This is a genomic window from Kitasatospora sp. NBC_00458 (genome assembly GCF_036013975.1).
In the GTDB taxonomy this organism is placed as follows: domain Bacteria; phylum Actinomycetota; class Actinomycetes; order Streptomycetales; family Streptomycetaceae; genus Kitasatospora.
The window spans coordinates 1,330,081-1,348,551 of record NZ_CP107904.1; the positions used below are offsets into that span (position 1 = coordinate 1,330,081).

Consider the following 18,471-nt stretch of genomic DNA (forward strand, 5'->3'; position numbering starts at 1 on the left):
GTCCCGAGGTCCCGATGTCTCACCCGAGGCGACACCCTCCTCCAACTGGGCTCCGCTCAGGACGAGTTCACCGACCCATACCGGGCCGCGAACTCTCGGACTTTCCCCTCGCGAACGTCGGTCCGCCACTACTGTGGGCGGCATCGGCGCACGGCAGCGAAGGAGCCGGCCATGACCTCGCTCGACCAGTCGATGAAATGGATGGTCCACATCGGCTTCGAGCACTACTCCGGGCGCTCCGCACTCGTGCAGGCAGCACTGCAGCGCGGGCTCGACACGCTGGTCGAGTCCGCCTTCGCCCGTGCAGGCGTCGACCTGACCGCCACGGCCCGCCAGAACCGCGGGGACTCCGTCCTGATCCTGTTTCCGGAGGAGACCGATCCCCGGGCCCTGCTGGAGGTCCTGATGCGGACCCTTCCGGACGAGCTGGTGAAGGACCAGGGCCCGCGGCTGCGGGTCGGGATCCACTACGGGCGGGCGACCTACCGGATCGGCGGGTGGACGAGCCCTGCCGTCGACCACCTGCTCCGCCTCATGGAGGCTCCGGTGATCGTGCGGATGCTCGCCCGGGAATCCCGCGCCCCCATGCTGCTGGTCGCCTCCGACGAGGTCCATGCGACGGCGTCGGCGCACCGGATCGCAGGTGGCAGCAGAGGTACGTTGCGCCCCGTCGACCTCGTCCTCAAGGACGGCGAGCAGCACCGGGCCTGGATCGGCCTGCCCGGCCACCGGATCGAGCCGCCGCCCGCCGCCACCCCGCCCGCAGCCGAGGCCCTCTCGGCGGTCACGAGCCTGGCCGTGGCCCTCGCCACCCGGCTGGCCGACCTCCGGGGCAGGCCCGACGAGCCGCCCGCTCCCGGCGGCGCCACTGAGCTGACCAGGGCCGCGGAGGAGACGCTCGACCACACGCTGGCGCGGCTCTTCGTCAGACTCGGCCCGCCCCCCGAACCGACCGGGAACGACTACCTGCCGGCCGGGGCCGGCGGCGGCGGAGCACACCAGTGAACATCGACGACGCCGGTATCCCCCGCCCGTCCTCCGACGACCCGGTGGTCTCCGCCGGGCTGGAGGTCGCCATGAAGTGGGGAGCGGCACTCGGCGGGCCGGAACAGTTGAAGGTCGCCTTCGAGGCGCTGGAGCCCCAGCTCAAACGGGAGCACCAGCTCCGGCTCAAGCAGCTGGACTCGCAGCGCGAGGCCGCCCGGCAGGCCGCCGACGACGCCAGGGCCGCGGCGGAGCGCCGGGCCCGTGACGCCCGCGAGCAGCGCCAGCACACCTTCCGGATGGCGAGCCTGTACGCGGGGGTCGCCGTGAGCGTGGCCATGCTCGGCGCCGGTGTGTTCGTCGCGAAGGACGTGTGGTGGCTGGCGACACTGCTCTGTGGGCCGAGTCTGATCGCCCTCGTCAAGATCTTCGTCCTGCGGCGCAGCGACGCCGGTGACGTCCGCTCGGTGTCCCGTGCCGCCCGGGGTGCGACGAACGCCGCCGCCCAGGCCCAGCCTCCGCTGCCACCGGTGCCCTGACGAACCGGGAACGGGGCGCGACGCACCGGCGCCCGGCCGGGCCCGGCCGCCGACCGGACGCCCGGCCCCGACCCGGCCCGACCGGACGGCCCGCCCCCGACTGACCCGCCCCCGGCCGACCCTCAGGAGGTCTCCAGCCCCAGCCCCGTCACCCGGAAGAACCCCTGCGCGCCGTGCGTCGGCGTGCCGATGCCGACCCGGCGGGCGGTCAGTCGACCCTGGCCGAGCCCGAGTGCGGACCCGCCGGTGATGCCCCGGGCCGCCAGCTCGGTCGTGATCAGCGTGGCGACCTCCCCGGCGGTCGCCTCGGTCGGGACCTTGTACTGGGCCTTGAAACGGCTCCCCGACGCCTGCCAGCCGTCCGCCGCCATGGCCGCCGCGGTCTCGGTGGCCTCGCCGGGGCGCGGTCCGACCCGCAGCAGGATGCCCTTCACCGTGTCGTACGTGAACGCGATCCCGCCGCTGATCAGCGGCGAGGCGAGGGTGAAGGTGACCTTCTCGCCCGGCCGCTGGACCGGAAGCTGCTCGATCCAGGCGGCGAGCAGGCTCTCCAGGCCCTCCCGCAGGTGCGGCAGCGACAGGGCCAGCCGGCCGCCGGGCAGGTAGCCGGCGAGGTCGCCGGGCGCGCCGAACACGTGGAGCTGCCAGCTGTACGGCAGCCGGGGGAAGCCGCTCGGCCCGTCGGGCCCCTCGATCGGGCCGCCGTGCTCGAAGGTCCCGTACTCCTCCTCCTCGACCTCCTCCGCGGGTGCGGTCTCCAGCCAGACCGACCGCCGGTCGGCGCGCAGGCGCAGCAGCCGCGGGTCGTCACCGGCCTCGCGCCAGCGCACGTCGGGGCCGTCCGGTCCGCCGCCGAAGAGGGTCGGCTCGCCGAGGACTCCGCAGACGGCCCGGTGGATCTCCCCGAAGACGGCGCGCCGCCGCTCCAGCGCGGGCTCCTCCTCGAACCGGTGCAGCTGGAGGAGGCGGAACGTGTCCGCGGGACCGCCGAAGCGGATGAACCGGGGCGTGCAGTCCGGGTCGGGGGTGTGGATCTCCGCCCGCGCTTCGACGAACTCGACCGACCAGCGCGGCTGTCCGGTGACGCTCCCCTCGGTGACGGCCCGTTCGGTGACGGCCTGCTCGGCGGCGCCGACCTGCTCGGTGACGCTCCCCTCGGTGACGGCCCGTTCGTCGGCGGCGGCCCGCTCGATGTCGGCCCGGGTGAGGCGGCCGCCGGGCGAGTCGTGCAGGGCCGGGGCGAACGCCGCGATGACGGCGGGCAGTTCGGGGCTGATGTGCTCGGCGTCCCGGACCAGGGGCTGGACGGCTATCCACGCCCGGCGGTCGTTGGCCTGGAACAGCATGGTCCGCTCGGCGGACCGCCAGCGCAGCCCGAACCCGTCGGCGGCGGTCGGCACGGCGGTGGGCGAGCCGATCCCGCGCAGCGCCTCCGCCAGGGTCCGCAGCGCGGTGCGGCGCTCCTCCTCGGGCACGGGGAGCCGGAATTCGAGCAGCTGCAGCCGGGCCCGCCGGTAGGTGGTGGCCTTGGGCACGGTGGTGCCGAGGTAGAGCTCGGCACCGAGCGGCCACCGGAGCTCGGCCTGGAGGCCGACGACCAGGAGGTCGGCGAACTCGCGGCGGATCTTCCAGTCGGGCCGGTCGGCGACCAGGCGCTCGACGTCCGTCCTGGTCCAGCACGGGCCGAGGTCGTGCAGCGTGCGGACCAACCGGACGGTGGTGGGAAGGTCGGCGGTCCAGGTCACGGCGGTGTCGGTCGGGGCGTTCATGGTGGTGATCATCGCAGCCGGCACCGACAGCCCAGGGAGCCGGCCGGGAGCCGGCCGGACGCCGCACGGCCTCCGACGGGTTGCGGCCGCCCACCTCGCTCGTTAGGCCCTGCATGAGCTACGACGTCCCGCCCTCGGGTCACACCATCGACGAAACCTTTCTGCACGATGCACCGATCTTCGCCCAGCTCGCCCGGACCTGGGCAGCCGCCGGCCGGACCGTCCCCGGCCACCCCGACCACGAGTGGCTGCACCTGGTCGCACCCCCCGGGTCCCGCCCGCCCACGGGGGCCACTCCGCCCCCGGCACCCGGCCCGCCGACCGGCCCCGGGACCCACGCCCGCCTGCTCCCGCCCCGCGGCCCCGTCGAACTACCGCGCGAGCCCTGGTGATCCCGGCGCCGGCGCCCGGCACCCCGGGAGTCCGACGCCCCCGCCACCACCGCACCGCCACCGTCACCCCACCGCTACCGCACCACCACCCCACCGCACCACCACCCCAGCGCGCGCCACCCCGCCGCGCGCCGCTACGCCCCCACCACCCCGTCGATCGCCTCCCGCAGGAAGTCGGCGTGCCCGTTGTGCCGGGCGTACTCGTGGATCAGGTGCAGCATCACCAGACGCAGCGACACCTCCGCCTCCCAGCGCGGCTGGTAGCCGGCGACGTCCAGCGACTCCGCCTCGCGCTCGATCCGCCGCGCGTGCCCGACCTCCTCCTGCCAGGCGGCGAACGCCTCGGCCCGGTCCGCCCCCTCGGCGTCGTACGCGGCCTGGAAGTCCCACTCCGCGGACCAGACCAGCGGCACCGGCTCGGCGGCGATCACCCGCCGGAACCACGTCCGCTCGACCTCCGCCATGTGCCGGACCAGACCGAGCAGCGACAGCGTCGACGGCGGGCTCGACCGCGAGCGCAGCTGCTCGTCCGTCAGTCCCTGGCACTTCATCGCCAGCGTCGCGCGGTGGAAGTCGAGGAACGCCCTCAGCATCTCCCGCTCGCCACCGGTCAGCGGCGGTGCGACCCGCTCCCCCTGCCCGTTCATCCCGGTCCCCTCTCAGCTGCCGGCCCCCGACGACCACCGGGGACTCCCGACGATCACGGCCCAGTCTCTCCGAACCCCCGCACCCCCTCAAGCGACTTCCGCCCGCCGGGACCGCGCGTCACCACCCGCCCCCGGAGCCCGCCCCCGGAGCCCGTCACCGCCGCTCCCGGCTTCGCCCGGCCCGTCCCGACGCACGTGCCCCGACACACGTGCCCCGTAGGGCGCACCCTCACGCGCCGACCGCCGGCCGCTCATCATCCCGTATCACTCCCACCCCTCCCGACCTGCCCTTTCCCACCTCAAACCCGCTCATCCGGGTTGTTCCACACCCCGCATGTTTGGGTACGTACTGCGGCGCGCGCCCGCGAAGCGGCGCGGCACCCGACGTCAGGAAGGCAGGGCGGCCGATGAACCGGCGCCGGACCCCCTCCCCCGTGCGACGCACCTCCGCGGCGGACGACCCGGGCCCGGCACCGGCACGCCACGACGGGACCCACCCCCGACCCCGCTGACCCGGCCCACGGCGCCGCGGCCACCGGGGCACCGCCCCGGCCGGCTTCCGCGGCACACCCCCGGGCCCCCGAAGCCGAGAGCCCGACGGCCCGAAGACCCACGGGCCCGCACACCGAACACCCCGCCCCCGAGCGCCCTCAGCGCCCTCACACGGAGACCGAGCGACCCATGACCAACGACCGCATCCCCGCGTCCGTACGCCAGACCTACGGCGCCGACGACCTCTCCCAAGCCGCGAGCTTCGCCGGAGGCTTCATCAACTTCGGCGACTGGCGCGGCATCGACACCACCGAGCCCACCCCGGAGGACCGGGTCCTCAGCCAGGAGAACCTCTACCGCCGCGTCCTGCGCGCATTCCCGGCACCGGCGGAGTCGCTGCGCCTTGCGGAGGTCGGCTGCGGCCGCGGGCTGGGCGCGGCCCTGGCGCTCCGGGAGTTCCGCTTCGCGGCCGTCACCGGCGTCGACATCCACCCCGACCAGGTCGAACGCGCCCGCGCCGTCAACGCCAGGGCCCTGGCGACGTTCCCGGACCGGCTCGGCTACACCCTCGGCTCGGCCGACGAACTCCCGTTCGCGAACGGCTCCCTGGAGGGCGTGTACTCGGTCGAGGCGGCCCAGCACTTCCGCGAGCTGACCGGCTTCGCCCGCGAGGCGGCCCGGGTGCTGCGGCCCGGCGGCCGCCTGGTGGTGACCACGTTCTTCAGCGCCGGGGGCCCGGAGGCGGCCGAGCGGCTGAGCATCCTGCTCGGCAGCTTCGCCGACGGCCTGGACGTCCCCCACCCGCTGGACGGGTTCACCGCCGACCTCGCCGACGCGGGGTTCACCCGCGTCGCCACCGAGTCCATCGGCAAGGACGTCTGGCCCGGCCTGGACCGCTACCTGGAGGGCACCGTGCCGTCCGGCCACTGGACCCGCAACTTCCTGCACACCTGGCGCGACGGCCTGCTCGACTACCACGTCGTCACGGCCGAGCGGCTCTGACCGGCGGGCCGCGACCGGCACCGGCGCGGACGCGCACGCAGCGGGCCGACGAGCCCGCGGGCCGGCCGCCCCCGCCGGGACGGCCGGCCCGCGGCACGCGGAGCCGTGCGGATCAACAGGTGACGGGCACCGAGACGGTGGCGGTCGACGGCGGCCAGCCCCAGTTGGTGACCGAGAAGGTCCCGGTGACGGTGGAACCACAGGGGGCGGTCCCGGCCACGTAGCCGACCGGCCGGCCGCCGACGGGGATGATGACGCTCGGCGCGTCGGTGCCCAGGGAGGCGCCGCCCACGACCGAGGCCGAGAGGTTGAACGAGACCGTCTGCGGGGTCCAGCTGATGGCCACGGGGGTGGCGTAACCGGTCAGCCAGACCTGGCCGCCGTCGACGGTGGCGCAGAGCTCGGTGCGCAGGATGCCCTCGAAACCGGTGACACAGGTCCGGGTGGAGGTGGTGGCGCCGGCGGTCTGCGCGGTGGCCTCGGTGGCGCCCACGGCGCCGAGGGCGGACAGCGTGGCGGCACCGGCCAGTACCGAGGCGAATCGTTTCATCAGAAATCTCTCCTTCAAGGGAGTAGCGGGGTCGATTCCGCGTGGCGTGCAATTTCACGCTTCACATGTCAGATGCTTCCATGGCTTCCATTTGTTCACCGGACATCTGCCTTGACTCCGAAGATGATTACCGGAATTGACCTTCGCATGGCTCAATCCCACAGCCCGGCTCCCGGCGCCCCGGGGCGTCGGCCGAGCTCCGGCCGAGCCCCGGCCGCCACCCCCGGCACCCCCCGCCGGGCCTCCGCGGTCTCCTCACGGCCGCCGCCGCGCCGCCGGAGTCTCGACGATCTCCGAGCCGTGCGCCAGACTCTCCCTACGGCTCCCACCGCACCCTCCGCAGCACCACCGATCCCCGAACCACGCATCGGAGAACCACCACGGTGACTACGAGTCGACCCCTGGAAATCAGCTTCTCGAACGGCAGATCCGGCAGCGGCCCGGCCACCTGGGGCCAGCAGGCCATCTGGGACGCCATCAACCGCCTGACCCCCGGCGACCGGCCGCGCTACAACATCACCACGGCCGCCCCGGTGGACCCCGGCGTCCCCCTGCAGACCACCCTGGACGCCCTCGGGGCCCTGCTCCACCTGCACGACACCCTGCACACCCGGCTGCATCCGGACGAGCACGGGCCCGGACTGCGCCAGACCGTCGACCCGGCCGGCCGGCTGACCGTCCACACCCGGCACTGCGAGGACGAACCCGCCGTACTCGCCGACGCCGGCCGCGAACTCCACGACGGGCTGGCCGCCGACCCGTTCGACCCCGCGACCGAGTGGCCGATCCGGGTGGGCCTGGTGATCGCCGACGGGCTGGTCCGGCACATCACCCTGGTCATCTCCCACACCGCGGTGGACGGCGGCGGCATGGGCCGACTGATCCAGGACCTCACCGAGCTGGCCCTGGGCGCCACCCCCGCGTCCATCCGCGCCGTGCGCGCGCCCCAGCAGCCGCTGGAGGAGGCGGAGTTCCAGCGGTCGGCGAGCGGACGGCGCCGCGACGCCAACGCCCGCGCGCACATCCTGCGCAAGCTGCGGCTCGGGCCGCCGCGTCTCTTCCCGCCCGCCGCCGCGGAGCCGGCGCCGTTCCCGAACGCGGTGCTCAGCTCACCGGCCCTGCTCCGCGCGGTCGACCTGGTCGCCGCCGCGCACCGGGCCAGCTCCTCCTCCGTCCTGCTGGCGGCGGCCTGCACGATGACCGCCGAACTCTCGGGCTCGCCGGACGTGGTGCTCCAGGTCATCGTGAGCAACCGCTTCCTGCCCGGCCTGTCCGACTCGGCGAGCGTGATCGCGAGCGACAGCGTGTTCCACCTGCCGGGCCTCTCCGGCGACTTCGCCGACACCGTCCGGCGGACCCAGTCCTCCGCGATCGCCGCGTACCGCCACGCCTACTACGAGAGGCGCCTGCTGGACGCGGAGATCGACCGCCTGACCGCGGAGCACGTCCCGCTGGCCGACCGGTCGTGCATCTTCAACGACACCCGCGACCTCCTGCCCGCCACCCTGGCGACCGCCCCCACGCCGACCACCGAACCGCTCGACCGGGCCCGCGAACGGACCACCCTGACCTGGCCGAAGGAGTTCGACCCGCGCCCCGGACTCAGCTACGCGCTGGACGCCCTGCAGACCGCCGACGCCCTGCAGCTCGCGATGACCGCCGATCCGGCCGTCCTCCCGCGCCCCGCCATGGCCCGGTTCCTGCACGGCATGGAGGACCTGATCCTCGCCGAGGCCGGGGTCCTCGCCGTCCCGTCCGGCTGACCGCCGCACCGGACGCACCCGGCACACCGGACGGAGCGGCCGACACGGGCGGCGCGACCGGCGTCGCGGCGCGGACAACGCGAGCGGCCCCGGCCGCCACGGACGAACGGCCGCCACGGACGAACGGCCGCCACGGACGAACGGCCCGGCCCTCCGCGCGCGTGCGCGGAGGGCCGGGCCGGGGCGTTCCGTCGGACCGTCAGCCCTGGTGGTCGTGGACCGAGTTGGTCTCCTGGATCTTCTTCCACGACTTCGGCTCGGCCGGCGCCGCCGCCGTGGCACCCGGCGCGGAGCCCGGCGCCTGGCTCACCGCGGCGCCCGCCGACGGGGCGGCGAACGACGGGGCACCCGCCGGGGAGGCCGCGACGCCCGAGGAGCCGACCGCCGGCTTGCCGACGGTGAACAGCCAGGTGTCGAACAGCCCCGCGAGCGGCTTCCCGGAGACCCGCTCGGCGTAGGCCTGGAACTGCTGGACGGTGGCGTTGCCGTACTTGCGCTCGGTCGGCCAGCCCTTCAGGATCCGGAAGAACTTCTCCTCCCCGACGGTGTTGCGCAGCGCCTGCACGGCCAGCGCCCCCCGGTCGTAGACGGCGCCGGCGAACTGGTTGTCGGGGCCCGGGTCGCCCGGCTTGATGGTCCAGAAGGCGTGGTCGGCCGGGTAGAGGGCGTAGGTGTAGTCGGCCAGCTCCTGGGCGGTGCCCTCGTTCTCGTGCTCGGACCAGAGCCACTGCGAGTACCGGGCGAAGCCCTCGTTGAGCCAGATGTCGCTCCAGCGCTGGACGGAGACGCTGTCGCCGTACCACTGGTGCGCCAGCTCGTGCACCACGACACCGGTGTTGGCGCCGCGCGCGAACTGCGCGGGGCTGTAGAAGACCTGGGTCTGGGTCTCCAGCGCGTACCTGGTGCGGGTGTTGGGCACGTAGCCGCCGACCGAGCCGAACGGGTAGGGGCCGAAGTAGCCGGTCAGCCAGTCCGCGATCTCGCCGGTCCGCTCGACGCTGGCCCGCGCGGCGCCGTCGTTCTCGCCGAGGTCCCTGCTGTAGGCGGTGGTGACGGGGATCCCGCTCGCCGTGGTGTCGGTGGTGAGGTCGAACCTGCCGATCGCCAGCGTGGCCAGGTAGGTGGCCTGCGGCTTGGGCTGGCGCCAGCTGTAGCGGGTCCAGCCGGCCGCCGAGCTCTGGGTCAGCGTGCCGTTGCTGATCGCCTGGGTGCCGTCGGGGACGAGCACGGAGACGTCGAAGCTCGCCTTGTCGGTCGGGTGGTCGTTGCTCGGGTACCACCAGGCCGAGCCCTCGGGCTCGTTGGCGACGACGCCGCCGTCGGGGGTGCGGATCCAGGCGGAGTAGCCGTCGCGCTTGACCTCCGCGGGCTTGTCCGCGTACCGGACCACCACGGTGATCCGGCTGCCGCGGGGGATCGCCCGGGCGGGGGTGATCTCCAGCTCCTGGTCGCCGGTGGCCGCGAACTTGGCGGGGCGCCCGTTGACCAGCACCTCGCTCACCTTGAGCACGAAGTCCAGGTTGAACCGGGTGAGGTCCTGGGTGGCGGTGGCGAGGACGGTGGTGGTGCCCTCCAGCTGGTCGGTGACGGGCTGGTACTTGAGGCGGATGTCGTAGTGCGAGACGTCGTAGCCGCCGTTGCCGGCGTTCGGGTAGTAGGAGTCTCCGATGCCGGCCGCGCCTTGGCCGGCCTGGGCGGCGGAGGCGGGGACGGACAGGAACAGGGCGAGCGCGCCGGCAGCGGCAGAGACGATCAGCCTCTTGCGCACAGGGGTCCTCCACAGGGTCACTGGGACAACGGGTCGGAACGATCCTTGTCCCGGCGGACCCCGTCTCACGCCTGAGAGATGAAATGTTCATGAGAAGAAACAGGCCGAAACGGCGGCGCCGCGCCCGCGCCACGTCCGGCCCGCCACCGCCCAGCCCAGCCCCGCCCCCGCCCCGCCTCCCCGCCCCTCCCGCCGCCTCCCGCCGCCACCTCCCGGCGGCGGGACCTCACGCTCCCAGCGCCACCGGCGCCCGCACCAGCGATCCGTACTCCGTCCACGAGCCGTCGTAGTTCTTCACGTGCGGGAACCCGAGCAGCTCGGTCAACGCGAACCAGGTGTGCGCCGAGCGCTCCCCGATCCGGCAGTACGTGATCACCTCGCGCTCGGACTCGACGCCCTGCACGCCGTACAGCGCGCGCAGCTCCTCCGCCGAACGGAAGGTGCCGTCCTCGTTGGCCGTCTGCGACCAGGGGATGTTCACCGCCCCCGGGATGTGCCCCGGCACCTGCGCCTGCTCCTGCGGCAGGTGCGGCGGCGCGAGCGCCTCGCCCCGGTACTCGGCCGGCGAGCGGACGTCCACCAGCACGGCGTCCGACCCGGGCTTGGCGAACACCTCGGCCTTCGCCAGCACCTCGTCCCGCAGCGCCCGCACCTCGGGGTGCTCGGGGCCGGTCAGCCGGTACGAGCTGTGCTGGTAGTCCATGACCTCCTCGGTGAGCCCGCGCTCCTCCAGCTCCCACTTCTTGCGCCCGCCGTCCAGCAGCCGCACCGGGCCGAAGCCGCGCAGCCGCATCAGCCAGTAGGCGTACGCGGCGAACCAGTTGTTGTTGCCGCCGTACAGCACCACGGTGGTGTCGTCCTCGACGCCGGCGGTCCGCAGCAGGTGCTGCAGGCCCACCCGGTCGATGTAGTCGCGGCCGACCGGGGTGTGCATGTCGGTGGTCCAGTTCCAGCCGACCGCCCCGGGGATGTGGCCCTGCTCGTACGCCCCGGTGTCCTCGTCCACCTCGACGACGCGGAGCGTGCCGTCGTCCAGGTGGTGGGCCAGCCACTCCGTGCCGACCAGCGTCCCGGGGTGTGCGTAGCCGTTGCCGGTCATCGACGCCCTCCTTCACTCGGACGGACCCTTCGAACCTACGTCCGCGCCCGCGCCGGGGCCACCCGCCGGGCCCGCGACGTGCCGCGCCGTGCCGCGCCGGGGCCGGCAGGACCCGGCCGGCGACACGGGCACCACCGAAGGGCCGCCGGCAGCGGCGGAGGCTACGCCGGGCCGCCGCCGTCCGGCCGCGCCACGTAGTAGACGTTGAGCACGTCCCCCTCGACCCGCTCGGTGGCCACCGTGCCGAACCCGGCCTCCGCGAGCATCCGCCGGGCGGTCTGCTCGCCCCAGACGGTGCCGAGCCCGGCACCGCCCTCGCCGAGCGAGACCGTCATGCAGTAGAAGGTCGAGAGCGCGTACAGCGCCGGGGCCAGCGGGTGGTCGACGTTCTCCTCCAGCCGGCTGCTCGCCGCGATGTCGCCCATCAGGAAGACGCCGTCGGGCCGCAGCGCACCCGCGACGGCGCTCAGTGCGGCGGCCGGGCGGGCCAGGTCGTGGATCACGTCGAACGCCGTGACCAGGTCGTAGTCCCCGGTCAGCCCGGCCGAGTCGCCGAGGACGAAGCGGGCGTTGTCCAGGCCGTGCGCGGCGGCCTCGGCCTTGGCCGCGCCGATGCCCTGCTCCGAGATGTCCACGCCGGTGAACCGGCTGGCCGGGAAGGCCTTCGCCAGGACGTTGACGGCGTGGCCCTGCCCGGTGCCGATGTCGACCGCGTCGATGCCGGCCCGCAGCCGCTCGGTCAGACCCGGCACGAGCGGCACCACACGGTCCACCAGCACCCGGTCGTAGACGGCGGCCGTCTCCTCGCCCTGGAGCGACTGGAACCGCGGGTACGCCGAGTACGGCAGCCCGCCGCCCTCGCGGAACGCCGTGACGATCCGCTGCTCGACCTCGCCCATCAGCGCGAGGTACTGCATCAGGCTCGCCATGTTGTCCGGCCCGGCGGCCCTGGTCAGCGAGGCCGCGTGCTCCGGCGGCAGCCGGTAGCGGCCGTCCTCCGGCCGGTACTCCACGAAGCCGCCGACCACCATGCCGCCCAGCCACTCGCGCACGTAGCGCTCGTCCAGCCGGGCCGCGGCGGCGATCTCCCCGCTGGTCGACGGGGCGAGGCCGGCCATCGTGTCGAAGAGTCCGGTCTGGTGGCCGACGCTGGTCATGAGCCCCAGGCAGGCGTCGTTCAGCACCTGCAGCACGCGGCCCGCGAACTCCTCCTGCTTCGCCGGGTCCGGTTCCCGTTCGGACATCGTTCCTCCTGCGCCACTCGGGACCTGCGCGAACCCTCCCCTCGTCACGCTACGCCGCCGCCGGGCGTTCCCCCAGCCCCCGGCAGCGGGCGGCCCCGGGCCACCCGCCCCCAGCCGCCCGCCCCGGGGCTACCGCGCGGGCCAGGGCACCTCCGGCCGCCGCTCGAACGCGTACCCGGCGGCGTCCCAGCGGGCGCCCTCCTCGGCGAGGCGCCGCTTGAACCGGTCCCAGTCGTGGGTGGCCTTCGGCGACCAGCCCAGCTCGGCGATCGCGGGCAGCCGGGGCAGCAGCATCAGGTCCAGCTCGTACGGGGTGTCCAGGGTCTCGGTCCACAGCGGCGCCTCGACCCCGAGCACCGAGCCGGCCGGCAGCTTCACCAGGTCGTCCGGGTCCCAGGTGTAGGCGGACCAGACGTCGATCGTGCCGGCCCAGACGAGTCCGAGCGGGTAGGAGGACTCGTACTTCATGTCCAGGTAGCTGCGGCCGGACGGCGACATGATCACCTTGGCGCCCCGCTCGGCGGCCTTCCCGAGGTCGACGTCGCGTCCGCCCCGGCCGTCCCAGTACTGCAGCACGCCGACCCCGCCCGGGGCGGCCTGGTTCCAGCCCACCGGGGTCTTCCCCGCGGCCAGCACCTGGGCGTTCACCTGCCGGACGAACCCCGCGTACTGCTCCTCGGACATCTTCTTCACCTCGTCGCCGCCGATGTGCAGGTACGGGCCGGGGGTGATCCGGGCGAGCTCGGTGATCACGTCCCGGGTGAAGGCGAAGACGGCGTCGCCGGTCGGGCAGAGCGTCGAGAAGCCGACCTCGATCCCGGTGTACGGCCAGGGGCGGGCGCTGCCGGTGCAGTCGAGTTCGGGGTAGGAGGCGAGGACGGCGTTGCTGTGGCCGGGCAGGTCGATCTCGGGGACGACGGTCAGGTAGCGCTCCTGCGCGTACCGGACGATCTCCTGGTAGTCGGCCGCGGTGTAGAAGCCGCCGGGGGTGCCGTCGACCTCGCTGACGGCGCCGACCCGGGTGAGCGCGGGCCTGGACGGGACCTCGATCCGCCAGCCCTGGTCGTCGGTCAGGTGCAGGTGCAGGTGGTTGACCTTGTACAGGGCGAGCCGGTCGATGAACCCCTTGACCTCGGCCGGGGTGAAGAAGTGCCGGGCCACGTCGAGCATGACGCCGCGGTAGGCGTAGCGCGGGCGGTCCTCGACGGTGACCGGCGCGACCGTCCAGTCGGTGCCGTCGGCGGCCCTGACCGGGGTCTCGATCTGCGGCGGGAGCAGCTGCCGCAGCGTCTGGGTGCCCCGGTGGAGGCCTTCGGGGGTGCGGGCGGCGATCCGCACGCCGGTGGCGTCGGCGGTCAGCCGGTACCCCTCGGCGCCGGTCTCGGCGGGGAGCGCGGGGTCGAGCAGGAGGCTGATGCCGTCGGCCGCGGCGGCGTCGCCGTCGGCCGCCACCTCGACCGGGAACCCGGTGGGGCGGCGCAGCGCCTCGGCGAGCTGTCCGGCGATCCGCCGCACCTCGGCCGCCTGCCCGGCCGGGGCGTCCGGGCCGGGGGCCGCGGTGCGGACGACGGTGCGGTCGGTGAGCCGGTAGCCGGGACCGGAGCCGGGGGTGGCGGAGAGCGGCGCCGGGATGATCCGGTCGGCGGTGCGGGGGCCGGTGGGGACGGCGGCCGGTTCGCCGCGGCCGCCGCCTCCCGGCCCGGAGTCGTCGCCGCCGATCGCCCGCTGGACCCCGAAGCCGGCCACCGCGAGGAGCAGCACGGCTGCGAGGACGAGCAGTCTGCGGGTCCGGGCGGAGAGCCCGGCTGTTCGAATCGGCACGGCCGCTCCCGGTGTCGTCGCGCAGTCGACCGGCCCGTGTTCACGGCCGGTTCACCGGAATGGTCTCAACCAATTCCCCACTTGTCCCGTGCTTCGTACGAATTCGCCGCACCGCGGCGGCGCACCGACCGGAGTCGCTACGAGAAGAGCACCGAGCGGACGTGGAGCCGCCGGCCGGCCGAGTCGCCCGGGTTCAGCACCCTGTAGACGTCTCCGACGCAGCCGAACTCCAGGAACGCGACGGCCGCCCCGTTGGTGCGGTTGACGGGCGAGAAGGCCGCGTCGGCCTCGGTGGCCCCCTTGAGGTCGACGCACTCCTCGGCCTTCGGATCGACCACCGCGCCGGGGTGTTCGACCCCGTCGGCCCGGTAGGTGTAGCGGAACACGCCGTCGGCGGCGTTGGCGGACACCGGGACGGCGATGACGAGCCCGATGGCGCTGGTGACGGCGAGCAGGGTGTTACGGAGACGCATGGCGGGTGGCCCTTTCAGGGCGGTACTCGGCGGTACCTGGGGGAATTGGTGCGATATCACCCTAAGGGCCCAAAATTCGGCGAAACGATTCTGCTTATACATCCTTTCGGGTGGTTTAAGGGCAATTCCCGCGACCTTTCCGTTGCCCGGTACCCCGCCGCGACCAGCAGTGTCCTCGATCGCCGCGACGCGAGATCCGACGATCGGACAACACGGTGAATGTCTCCCCCGTTCACCCGTCCGCCCCCGGACGGCAACCCCGAGGGGCCCGGCCACCACCCCCCGCGGCCCGAACCGCAGCTCATCCACCCTCCGCATGACCGGAACCGGACCGGGCCCGCTAGTCTGACCACTCCCAGTGTGATGATCTGTCTTCAGAGGACGTGGCCATGACGACAAGTCAGGACTTCGCCGACCAGCCCGACAACGACGCCGCCGAGCTCAGCCAGTGGGAGAAGTACGGGGTCGACACCAGCGCCCCGCACTCCGCCCGCGTCTACGACTACTGGCTGGGCGGGAAGACCAACTTCCCGCCGGACCGCGCCATGGGCCAGGCCATCGAGCAGGCCGTGCCCAGCGTCAAGGCGATGGCCAAGGAGAACCGCGCCTTCCAGGGCCGCGCCGTCCGCCACCTCGCCGAACAGCAGGGCATCCGGCAGTTCCTCGACCTCGGCACCGGTATCCCGACCTCGCCGAACACCCACGAGATCGCCGAGGCCGCCAGCCCCGGCACCCGGGTCGTGTACGTGGACAACGACCCGATCGTGCTGGCCCACGCCCGCGCGCTGATGGTCTCCACCCCGGCCAGCCGGACCACCTACATCCACGCCGACCTCGGCAAGCCGGCCGAGCTGCTGTCCGACCCCGCGCTCACCTCCACGCTGGACCTCTCCCAGCCGGTCGGGCTGCTGATGATCGCCGTCCTGATGCTGATCGCCGACGAGGACGACCCGTGGGGCAAGGTCGCCGCCCTGCGCGACGCCCTGCCGTCCGGCAGCTTCCTCGCGCTCACCCACCCCACCCAGGACTTCGACCCCGAGGCCGTCGGCAAGGTCGCCGACGCCGCGCGGGCCGGCGGGATGACGCTCGTCCCGCGCACCAAGGAGGAGGTCTCCCGGTTCTTCGACGGCTGGGAGCTGGTCGAGCCGGGCGTCTCCCCCGTCATGGCCTGGCACCCGGACAACGGGCAGCCGGCCGACCCGTACGCCGCGTACTACTGGGGCGGCGTCGCCCGCAAGCTCTGAACGCCCGCGCGTTCCGGGCACCGCGGGCTCCACGGGCTCCGCAGTCCCGGGGCCGCGCTCGCCCGCGACCGGACCGGTCCGGCACGGCCCGCCCGCCGCGCCGGACCCGTCCCGCCCCCGTCCCGTCCCCGTCCCCGTCCGCCGTCACCGGCACCGCGGACGGGCGGGGAAGCGGACGGGCGGGGAGGCGGGTAAGCCGCGCTACTTGAGCAGCCGGGAGAGCCGCCGGTCCGCCAGCGGCCGGCCGCCGGTCTGGCAGGTCGGGCAGTACTGGAACGACGAGTCGGCCAGCGACACCTCCCGCACGGTGTCCCCGCAGACCGGGCACGGCTGCCCGGTCCGGCCGTGCACCCGCAGGCCGAGCTTCTTCTCCGCCTTCAGCTCCCCCGCCGCCAGCCCGCGCGAGCGCTCGACCGCCTCGCGCAGCGTCGTCCCGAGCGCCTCGTAGAGGTGCGCCGCCTCGTCCTCCGTCAGGCCGGACGCCAGCTTGTACGGGGACATCCGGGCCGCGTGCAGCACCTCGTCCGAGTAGGCGTTGCCGACGCCCGCCAGCACGCTCTGGTCCCGCAGCACGCCCTTGATCCGGCGCCGCTCGCCGCGCAGCAGGTCGGCGAAGCGCTCCCGGGTGAACGCCGGGTCCAGCGGGTCCGGCCCCAGCCGGGCCACTCCCGGGACCTCGGCCGGGTCCCGCACCACGTACACCGCGAGGCCCTTCTTGGTGCCCGCCTCGGTGAGGTCGAAGCCGTCGCCGTCCGGCCCCTCCAGCCGCACCCGCAGAGCGAGCGGGTTCCGCCCGCCCGGCCGCGGCGGCTCGGCGGGCAGGCTGTCCTTCCAGCGCAGCCAGCCCGCGCGGGCCAGGTGGACCACCAGGTGCAGGTCCCCGACGGCGACGTCCAGGAACTTGCCGTGCCGGACGACCGGTCCCACCGTCCGGCCCTCCAGGGCCGTGACCGGCGGGTCGTACGTCTTCAGGGCGCTGATCGCCACCGGCTGCACCCGGGCGATCACGCGCCCGGTCAGCCGCTCGGACAGGAAGGCGGTGAGGGCCTCGACCTCGGGCAGCTCCGGCATGCGCCCAGTCTCGCGCAGCCGCCCGTGCTCCGCCCGTGCTGCCCTCCGTACTACCCTCCGGGGTGCCGCGAAGCCGGGCCCGTACCCCTTCGGGCCCGTACCCGTTCGGGCCCGTACCGTTCGGGCCCGCGCCGAGCGGGCCATGCCGCCCGGCCCCGCCACCGGGCCGCGGCTCGCCCCGGCCACGGCCCCTCTTTGCCGACCGGCCGCCCCCGGCGCAGGCTGGGGAGGTGGGCCGCGCACCGGCCGCAGCACCAGCGGCCGCGCACCATCGCCGGCCGCGCACGACCGACCGCCACCGACCACGCACCGACCGCGGACCGACGAGGAGGCTCCCCCGCCATGTGCACGCTGGAGGAACAGATCGACATCGACGCTCCCGTGCTCGCCGCCTGGGAGCAGCTGCACCGCGTCCACGACTACCCGCGCTTCGTGGACGGCGTCCGCAGCGCCCACCCGCACGGCCGCAACCTCGCCCACCTCGGGGTCGAGGTGGCCGGCTCCGAGCACGAGGTCGAGACCGAGATCACCGACCGGGGCCGGGGCCGGGTGATGGCCTGGCGGACCCTGGACGGCCTCGACCTGCACGGTGCCTTCGCCCTGCTGCCGCTCGACCGGGAGCACACCCGGCTCCAGGTCCGGGTCGAGTACGACCCGGAGGCGGTGCACGAGGCGTTCGGCGGTCCGCGCGGCTTCGCCCAGGCCGGGGCGATCGAGCGGACCGTCCGGGCCGACCTGGAGCTGTTCCGGGAACTGGTCGAGGCCCGGATGGCGGCCGCCGCCCGGACCGCCGACCCGGTCGTCGAGGCGCCCGGCACCGAGGACGTAAACGGCATATAAGTCCAGCTCAGAACCGGTGGTGAGGATCTTCACAGGAAGGGCCCGAGCCGGTCGTCCGGGTTTCAACTGTGGCAGACTCGGATCCCATGCAGACGCACACCGGCCCGGTCGGCCCGGCCTCCAGGACGCTCCGCGCGGCGGTCTTCGCCGCGCTGCTCGTGCTGCTCGCCGGGCTCGGGCAGGTGCTGGTCACCGGCCGCCCGCTGCCGGTCGGCACGCTGGCGCTGGCCGGCGCCGCCGTCTTCGCGGTGGCCTTCGCCCTGGCCGGCCGCGAGCGCGGCCACCGGGCGGTCGCGGCGGTCTTCCTGCCGCTGCAGCTGGGCCTGAGCGCCCTGTTCGACCTCGCCCAGTCCACCTGCCCCTCGCTGCCGCCCGGCGCCGCCCGCGGACTCGAACCGCTGCTCTGCGGCGGCGGCTCGCTCGGCGGGCTCCTGGTCGGCCACGGGTTCTCCCGGCCCACCAGCCTGCTGCTGCTCCTGCTCCTGCACTCGGCCGTCGCCCTGGCCGCCGCGTTCTGGCTGAGCCGCGCGGACGCCGCACTGACCGGCCTGGCCCGCTCGGTGCGGATCCTCGGCGACTTCGCCCGGAGCCTCCTCCCCGCCGCCCGCCGCTGGGCGCTGCTGCTCGCCGCGCCGCTCCCGGGCCGCCCGGTCGCCCGGGTGCCGTTCCCGCGCGCCAGCCGGGTCCGGGTGCCCGCCGAGTCCGTCCTGCTCCGGCCCGCCGTCCGGCGCGGCCCCCCGGCGTCCGCGCCGGCCTGCTGAGCGACCCCCGTC

At 74.5% G+C, this 18,471-nt stretch carries 17 protein-coding genes; 8 read left to right on the forward strand and 9 right to left on the reverse strand.

Annotation, left to right across the window (positions count from 1 at the left end):
• Positions 1-171 precede the first annotated feature (171 nt).
• Positions 172-1,005: a hypothetical protein gene (locus OG550_RS04525; RefSeq protein ID WP_327674762.1), complete on the forward strand. Its 834-nt coding sequence runs from the start codon at positions 172-174 to the stop codon at positions 1,003-1,005.
• Positions 1,002-1,523: a hypothetical protein gene (locus tag OG550_RS04530; RefSeq protein WP_327674765.1), complete on the forward strand. Its 522-nt coding sequence runs from the start codon at positions 1,002-1,004 to the stop codon at positions 1,521-1,523. The genes OG550_RS04525 and OG550_RS04530 overlap by 4 nt, the downstream gene beginning before the upstream one ends.
• A gap of 122 nt (positions 1,524-1,645) precedes the next feature.
• On the opposite strand, the gene OG550_RS04535 is transcribed toward OG550_RS04530, so the two are convergent.
• Positions 1,646-3,292 (reverse strand): hypothetical protein, encoded by a 1,647-nt coding sequence (locus OG550_RS04535; RefSeq protein ID WP_327674767.1) that lies wholly within the window; start codon positions 3,290-3,292, stop codon positions 1,646-1,648.
• 113 nt (positions 3,293-3,405) lie between these two features.
• On the opposite strand from OG550_RS04535, the gene OG550_RS04540 reads away from it, so the two are divergent.
• The gene (locus OG550_RS04540) at positions 3,406-3,684 is read left to right on the forward strand and encodes a hypothetical protein (protein WP_327674769.1); all 279 of its coding nucleotides are present in this window, start codon (positions 3,406-3,408) and stop codon (positions 3,682-3,684) included.
• Between the two features lie 134 nt (positions 3,685-3,818).
• On the opposite strand, the gene OG550_RS04545 is transcribed toward OG550_RS04540, so the two are convergent.
• Positions 3,819-4,331, reverse strand: a complete 513-nt coding sequence (locus OG550_RS04545; RefSeq protein WP_327674771.1) for a DinB family protein — start codon at positions 4,329-4,331, stop codon at positions 3,819-3,821.
• Positions 4,332-5,012: 681 nt separating this feature from the next.
• On the opposite strand from OG550_RS04545, the gene OG550_RS04550 reads away from it, so the two are divergent.
• Positions 5,013-5,825 (forward strand): class I SAM-dependent methyltransferase, encoded by an 813-nt coding sequence (locus tag OG550_RS04550; RefSeq protein WP_327674773.1) that lies wholly within the window; start codon positions 5,013-5,015, stop codon positions 5,823-5,825.
• Between the two features lie 112 nt (positions 5,826-5,937).
• On the opposite strand, the gene OG550_RS04555 is transcribed toward OG550_RS04550, so the two are convergent.
• The gene (locus tag OG550_RS04555) at positions 5,938-6,375 is read right to left on the reverse strand and encodes a hypothetical protein (protein ID WP_327674775.1); all 438 of its coding nucleotides are present in this window, start codon (positions 6,373-6,375) and stop codon (positions 5,938-5,940) included.
• Positions 6,376-6,758: 383 nt separating this feature from the next.
• Between OG550_RS04555 and OG550_RS04560 the strand changes: the two genes are divergently transcribed.
• Positions 6,759-8,138, forward strand: a complete 1,380-nt coding sequence (locus tag OG550_RS04560) for a condensation domain-containing protein (RefSeq protein ID WP_327674777.1) — start codon at positions 6,759-6,761, stop codon at positions 8,136-8,138.
• A gap of 199 nt (positions 8,139-8,337) precedes the next feature.
• Here OG550_RS04560 and OG550_RS04565 read toward each other — a convergent pair whose 3' ends face one another.
• The 5 genes from OG550_RS04565 to OG550_RS04585 form a co-directional block, all read right to left on the reverse strand.
• Entirely contained in the window at positions 8,338-9,906 is a 1,569-nt protein-coding gene (locus tag OG550_RS04565) for a M1 family metallopeptidase (RefSeq protein WP_327674779.1), read from the reverse strand.
• Positions 9,907-10,132: 226 nt separating this feature from the next.
• Positions 10,133-11,005: a sulfurtransferase gene (locus OG550_RS04570; protein ID WP_327674781.1), complete on the reverse strand. Its 873-nt coding sequence runs from the start codon at positions 11,003-11,005 to the stop codon at positions 10,133-10,135.
• A gap of 161 nt (positions 11,006-11,166) precedes the next feature.
• Positions 11,167-12,249, reverse strand: coding sequence for a class I SAM-dependent methyltransferase (locus tag OG550_RS04575; RefSeq protein ID WP_327674782.1), 1,083 nt, complete (start codon positions 12,247-12,249; stop codon positions 11,167-11,169).
• Positions 12,250-12,378: 129 nt separating this feature from the next.
• On the reverse strand, positions 12,379-14,070 hold the full coding sequence (locus tag OG550_RS04580) for a beta-N-acetylhexosaminidase (RefSeq protein ID WP_327674784.1): 1,692 nt from the start codon (positions 14,068-14,070) through the stop codon (positions 12,379-12,381).
• Positions 14,071-14,207: 137 nt separating this feature from the next.
• On the reverse strand, positions 14,208-14,543 hold the full coding sequence (locus OG550_RS04585) for a hypothetical protein (RefSeq protein ID WP_327674786.1): 336 nt from the start codon (positions 14,541-14,543) through the stop codon (positions 14,208-14,210).
• A gap of 389 nt (positions 14,544-14,932) precedes the next feature.
• Here OG550_RS04585 and OG550_RS04590 point away from each other — a divergent pair, with 389 nt between their 5' ends.
• Positions 14,933-15,787 (forward strand): SAM-dependent methyltransferase, encoded by an 855-nt coding sequence (locus OG550_RS04590; RefSeq protein WP_327674788.1) that lies wholly within the window; start codon positions 14,933-14,935, stop codon positions 15,785-15,787.
• A gap of 201 nt (positions 15,788-15,988) precedes the next feature.
• Here OG550_RS04590 and OG550_RS04595 read toward each other — a convergent pair whose 3' ends face one another.
• Complete coding sequence (locus tag OG550_RS04595; protein WP_327674790.1) at positions 15,989-16,858, reverse strand: Fpg/Nei family DNA glycosylase; 870 nt, start codon at positions 16,856-16,858, stop codon at positions 15,989-15,991.
• Positions 16,859-17,200: 342 nt separating this feature from the next.
• Here OG550_RS04595 and OG550_RS04600 point away from each other — a divergent pair, with 342 nt between their 5' ends.
• Complete coding sequence (locus OG550_RS04600) at positions 17,201-17,698, forward strand: SRPBCC family protein (protein WP_327674792.1); 498 nt, start codon at positions 17,201-17,203, stop codon at positions 17,696-17,698.
• 86 nt (positions 17,699-17,784) lie between these two features.
• A complete protein-coding gene (locus tag OG550_RS04605; protein ID WP_327674793.1) occupies positions 17,785-18,459 on the forward strand; it encodes a hypothetical protein in 675 nt (224 codons plus the stop codon).
• The last annotated feature ends 12 nt before the right edge of the window (positions 18,460-18,471 follow it).